At 73.2% G+C, this 5,173-nt stretch carries 8 protein-coding genes; 4 read left to right on the forward strand and 4 right to left on the reverse strand.

Annotated features, from left to right (window positions below):
- The first annotated feature begins 160 nt into the window (after nucleotides 1-160).
- Nucleotides 161-868 (forward strand): CDP-alcohol phosphatidyltransferase family protein, encoded by a 708-nt coding sequence (locus tag AC0CYZ_RS21285; RefSeq protein ID WP_472218983.1) that lies wholly within the window; start codon nucleotides 161-163, stop codon nucleotides 866-868.
- Nucleotides 869-990: 122 nt separating this feature from the next.
- Entirely contained in the window at nucleotides 991-1,389 is a 399-nt protein-coding gene (locus tag AC0CYZ_RS21290) for a hypothetical protein (protein WP_472218985.1), read from the forward strand.
- 37 nt (nucleotides 1,390-1,426) lie between these two features.
- Here AC0CYZ_RS21290 and AC0CYZ_RS21295 read toward each other — a convergent pair whose 3' ends face one another.
- A complete protein-coding gene (locus AC0CYZ_RS21295; protein WP_472218987.1) occupies nucleotides 1,427-2,317 on the reverse strand; it encodes a polysaccharide deacetylase family protein in 891 nt (296 codons plus the stop codon).
- 93 nt (nucleotides 2,318-2,410) lie between these two features.
- Here AC0CYZ_RS21295 and AC0CYZ_RS21300 point away from each other — a divergent pair, with 93 nt between their 5' ends.
- Nucleotides 2,411-2,617, forward strand: coding sequence for a hypothetical protein (locus AC0CYZ_RS21300; RefSeq protein WP_472218989.1), 207 nt, complete (start codon nucleotides 2,411-2,413; stop codon nucleotides 2,615-2,617).
- 270 nt (nucleotides 2,618-2,887) lie between these two features.
- Here the strand turns inward: AC0CYZ_RS21300 and AC0CYZ_RS21305 are convergent, their stop codons facing one another.
- The 3 genes from AC0CYZ_RS21305 to AC0CYZ_RS21315 form a co-directional block, all read right to left on the reverse strand.
- Nucleotides 2,888-3,283, reverse strand: a complete 396-nt coding sequence (locus AC0CYZ_RS21305; RefSeq protein WP_472218991.1) for a hypothetical protein — start codon at nucleotides 3,281-3,283, stop codon at nucleotides 2,888-2,890.
- Between the two features lie 288 nt (nucleotides 3,284-3,571).
- Nucleotides 3,572-3,766: a hypothetical protein gene (locus tag AC0CYZ_RS21310; protein WP_472218993.1), complete on the reverse strand. Its 195-nt coding sequence runs from the start codon at nucleotides 3,764-3,766 to the stop codon at nucleotides 3,572-3,574.
- A gap of 127 nt (nucleotides 3,767-3,893) precedes the next feature.
- Complete coding sequence (locus AC0CYZ_RS21315; protein ID WP_472218995.1) at nucleotides 3,894-4,709, reverse strand: MIP/aquaporin family protein; 816 nt, start codon at nucleotides 4,707-4,709, stop codon at nucleotides 3,894-3,896.
- Between the two features lie 227 nt (nucleotides 4,710-4,936).
- Here AC0CYZ_RS21315 and AC0CYZ_RS21320 point away from each other — a divergent pair.
- A partial coding sequence (locus AC0CYZ_RS21320; RefSeq protein WP_472218997.1) for a membrane protein occupies nucleotides 4,937-5,173 on the forward strand: 237 nt, incomplete at its 3' end.

Raw genomic sequence — 5,173 nt, forward strand, 5'->3', positions numbered from 1 at the left:
GTGTCCACCCCGGGCCTCTTCCCCGTGACCCGGGCGCGACGAAGCCTGCCGCGCCGTGACGGCAAGGCGTAGTGGTGGCACCCGAACGAGGAAGGGTCGTTCCGTCGAGTGGTCGACCCGTGCACGGCGTCTCCTAAGGTGTCCCCGGAGGTGGGTGGACGTGGACGTCGATGACCTCGAGGGCTACCTCGACCGCTGGTCCCGCGCGCACGGCGGGTACGACGTCCGGTCCTCGCGACCCACCATGACGTGGCTGCGCCTCGTGCACCGGCTCGCCGCCCCGCTGGCCCGCCGGCGCGTCCCGCCGTCACGGGTGACCCTCACCGGCGCCGTCCTGGCGGTCGCCGTCAGCGGGGTCGCCGGGCTGGGCGACCGCTGGCCGCTGCTCGCGGCGGTCCTGGTCGTGGTCGTCGCGCTGCTCGACGGGGTCGACGGGGCGGTCGCCGAGATCACCGACTCCGCGTCCGCCTGGGGACGGGTCCTGGACCAGCTGGTCGACCGCGTCGGCGACCTCAGCATGGTCGCGGGGCTGTGGCTGGTCGGGGCGCCGGGCCCGCTCTGCGCGGCCGCGGCGGTCCTGACGATCCTCGACGAGTCGATCCGGGGGAGCGCGGCCGCGGAGGGGATGTCGGAGGTCGGCCTGGTCACGATCGCCGAGCGCCCGACGCGCCTGCTCATCGGGGGGCTCTCGTTCGCGGTGGCCGGGGTCGTGCCCACGGTGGCCGGGTACGTCGCGGCCGTCGGCGCGACGTTCTGGGTGGTCCTGGCCGTGGCCGCCACGGTGCAGCTCGTCGTCAACGTCCGGCGACGGCTCCGGGGACTCGCGCGGAACGTGGCGCGCGAGCACGACGAGCAGCCCGAGGCGTAGCCGCGCTCACCCGTTCGACCCTGCCCGGGAAACGCGTTGCGGCGGAGGCGTTAGTTCTTCCGGGGGTGGGGGAACTGGGCCCGCGTCCGACCGTGACGACGCCGAGGAGGAGCGATGGCGGGGTGGAGAACGTGGCTGAGGCCGAGGAGGCCGCGGGCGACCGCACCGCGGAGTGGGTCCAGGCGCTCGCCCGGGCCCAGGCGTCCTTCACCCGCGAGCTCGCCGAAGCCTTCCCCTCGATGCTGCAGCGCGTCGGCGCCGGGATCGGCGCGGTGGCCGGGTCGGCCGCCGAGCAGGCCCGTCGGGTCCCCGGCTTCGCGACCGGCGAGGGCGAGGTCAAGGGCGCCGCAGCGACGGCCGACGACCTCCCGATCTCCGGGTACGACGACCTCACCGTGGATGAGATCGTGCCGCGGCTGAGCGGGCTCTCGGCCGTCGACCTGGGCAAGGTCGACGCCTACGAGCGTCGCACCCGCAACCGCAAGACCGTCCTCGACCGCATCGAGTCCCTCCGCGGCTGACCCCGGCGGACCGCCCCGACGGGCGTCGTCGGGGCGGTCACCCGGTCGCCTCGGTCCACCACTCGACGACGCGCTCGCGGTGCACGAGGGAGATCCCGGGTCGGGTCGTGAGGTGGGCGAGGACGTCGCGGACGGCGGCGGCCCGTGCGGCCTGGCCGCTCCAGCGTGGGTGCAGCCCGATCGTCATGAGGCGGGCGCCGGCGCCGTGGCGGGCCTCGTCGAGCAGGAACTCCGCCGCCCCGATCAGCGTCTCCGCGAAGTGGCGGGGCGTCGCGTAGGTCGGCGCGAGGAAGTACCGCGTGTCGTTGTGGACCTTCGAGTAGGGCACGACGAGCCAGCGGCGTCCCTCGACCTCGGTCCAGTAGGGCAGTTCGTCGTTGACGGCGTCACTGTCGTAGACCAGGTCGGGGTGTGCCGCGGCGAGACGTCGGGTGCGCTCGCTGGGGAACGACCGCACGTACCAGCCCCGGACCGGGCGGCCGACGAGCCCGGGGAGCACCCGCATCGCGTGCTCGAGGTCGGCGCGTTCCTCGTCCTCGCTCATCCGCGTCACCTCGGCCCACCGGTAGCCGTGGCCCATGACGTCGTGCCCGCTCGCCCGCAACCACGCCGCGAACGGAGGGTTGCGCTCGAGGGCGCGGGCACAGACGCCGAAGGTCGCGGGGGCGTCGAAGCGTTCGAGCAGCCGCACGAGCCGCCAGATGCCGACGCGACTGCCGAACTCGTAGTGCCCCTCGGTCCCGAGGTCGCGGATCGTCGGGTCGACGGGGATCGCGTACTCGCCCCAGGCGTCGTTGCCCTCACCGTCGGGCCACGCCGCCTCGGCGCCCTCCTCGACGTTGACCACGATGTTGACCGCGACGAGAGAGCCGTCGGGCCAGGCCTCGAGCGGGGCGTCGGGGCCGTGCCCGACGAAGTCGCGTTCCATGCCCCGGAGGTACCCGGGTGAACCGGCGGGCTCCGGCCGGCGAACCACACGAACCGGACGGGCACGTCGGCCGGATCACAGATCGGGGACGCCGTGGAGCCGGAACAGGAGAGCCTGACCTTCGCGGTCGTGGCCACCGGGGTGCTGGTACTCGTCGCGCCGACCGCCCTCCAGGTGATGTGGCTGCTGGTGCTCGTCGGCGCCCTGGTGGTGCTCACGCAGCGTCGCGATCGAGGGCTGGACGGACCGGGGGATCGCGGGGCCGACGGTGGCGGTCGGTCGAAGGAACGGCAACCCTGACGAACACTATTGTCTGATTTGTGCATTTTCGTCCCGGTTCTCGCCGACGTCTCTCACCCGTTTCGGGTAACTTTCCCAGCTCGTACTCAGGTACGTAACGACAGATCACGGCTCAGCGCTTAAGGGGTCACGGAACGCGGAGAAGCGTTCAGTGACATCGAGGAGCTAGCCATGGTTTCCACTGTCATCCGACGCGTTGGTGTCGTCGGAGCCATGACACTCGCGGGGGCCGGTGTCGCGGCAGGGTCCGCGTTCGCCGCCGACGACGTTCTACCCAGCAACCCCGGCGACCTGGACCTTTCCGGCCTGCAGATCCTGGGTTCGCCGCCCGGTGGTGGCCTGCCCGGCTTCCCGGGTGGCGGTGGTGGCCTGCCCGGGTTCCCGGGTGGTGGTGGTGGTGGCCTGCCCGGCCACCCCGGCGGGAACCACTCGCAGCACCCGCAGCAGCACCGGGGTCAGCACCACTCCCGGCACCACGAGTCGCGCTCCGCGATCCACGCCGTGGACTGCCACCCCGCCCCGCAGCCGGTCCACCACTGCCCGCCGGTGCACCACTGCCCGCCGGCCCCGCACCACTGCCCGCCGGTGCACCACCACCACCACAAGCACCACCAGCAGCACCACAACCACCACCACCACCACAACCACCACCAGCAGCACCACCACCGCTGAGTCCTGCCCGCTGAGGCGGGACGGGATCCGTGGCCCGGCGGCGCACTGGGGAGCTGCGCCGCCACGGTCGACGAATCCGAAGACCGGTCGGGGCCTGCCGAGCACCATCCACGGGGTGGATGGCGGCAGGCCCCGTCCGCATTTCCGGGAACGGTGGACGATTCGTCCGACGCACATCCCGGAGGCGCACCGGCCACGACTCCGGGCGCCATTCGCGCGTTCCCTGCCCCCCGGCTCGGCCGCGGCGACGGCTCGCCGGCAATTCGTCGGCGGCGGCTCCGGCTACGAGCGGCCGCGCGCGGCGTCCTGCTCCGGAACGGCCCGGCCGCTCGAGGCCCAGCAACCGTCGGGTCCGGCAGGCGGCAGGTAGTCGGTGATCGCGTCCCGCCAGGGCTCGGCGCTCGTGTCCGAGGGGTGGTGCCGGGGTGCGGGGGCCGACGTGGCCGGGGGCGCGAGCGGGTGTGCCGTGAGGGCCATGGGTCCGTCCTCGAGCGTGGTGCGAACGAGTCAGACGGCCGCCGGCTGGACCGCGGGGACGGGGAGCGGGCTCCCCGTGAACACCAGGTGAACAGACGAGCCCGCCCCCGTCAACCGCACCAGTGGATCAGGGCGCGTCGGCCTTGCGCACGAACTTGTCGTAGATGACCGCGGCGACGATCCCGCCGACGATCGGTCCGACGAGGTAGACCCACCAGGCGGTGAACTGGCCCGCGACGATCATGGGTCCGAGCGCCCGGGCGGGATTGACCGCGCCGCCGGTCACCGGGCCGGCCACGAACACCCCGACGGCGAGCGCGGCCCCGACCGCGATGGGAGCGACGGCGTCCGCGACGCGGTCGTCGGTCGCGACGGCGATCACGGCGAACACGAGCACGAACGTCACGATCGCCTCGACGGCGAGGGCCTGGAGTGGTCCGACGCCGGACGACGGACTGGTCGCCGCCAGGTGCGCCACGTCCCGCCCCGGCCCGCCGAACGCGGCCCAGACACCGAGCGCCCCGATCACCGCTCCGACGAGCTGGGCGACCAGATAGGCCGGCACGTAGCGCCAGGGGAACTTCCCGGTGACGGCGAGGGCGAGGGTGACGGCCGGGTTGACGTGTCCCCCGGAGACGTGACCGATCGCGGCCACCACGACGAGCAGCGCGATGCCGAAGGCGAGCGGCGTGGCCAGCGAGTCGTAGATCGGGCCGGCGACGGGCCGGCCGATGCTCGCCGCGGTCGCGACGCCGGTGCCCCCGAAGATGAGGATGGCGGTGCCGATGGTCTCGGCGGCCGCAGCCGCGGCCATGTTGACCCCGGTGCGCGACCCGTAGAGGCCGCGGGGGCCGGAGTCGCCGCCCGGGGATCCGGACGATGCCGGGGAGGGCGCCCGGCCCTCGGCGGTGGTGCTGCCGGCTGCGCCGGTCTGGCTGGTCATCGATGCCCCCACGAGACGTGCACCGGGTCCTTGTCCGGTGATCACGGGGCGGTATCCCCTTCCCGCGACGTTTCACGCCTCGTCTCTCCGCACCCGGAGCGGCTGACACGTGTCGGTCGCGCGAACGGTTTCCGACGCGTTCCCGTCGGCGGAATCGTGACGGTTTCTCACCGCGCGAGACGGGGATCCGGGGGCCCGTCACGCACTTCGAGCGAGGAGCATCAGCGATGCTGGCCCAACAGACACCTTCCGGCGGCGGGGGCGGTTTCGACATTCTGCAGTCCCTGCAGAACGCCTTCACCACGTTCCTGAGCTACGTACCCAACGTGATCGGCGCCCTGCTGGTGCTGATCATCGGCTACATCATCGCGCGCCTGCTGCGCGCCGGGATCTCGCGGCTGCTGCGCGGCGTGCACCTCGACGACAAGCTCACCCACGGCCGCGGCGGGGAGTACGTCTCCCGG

This window comes from Actinomycetospora sp., from assembly GCF_055612215.1.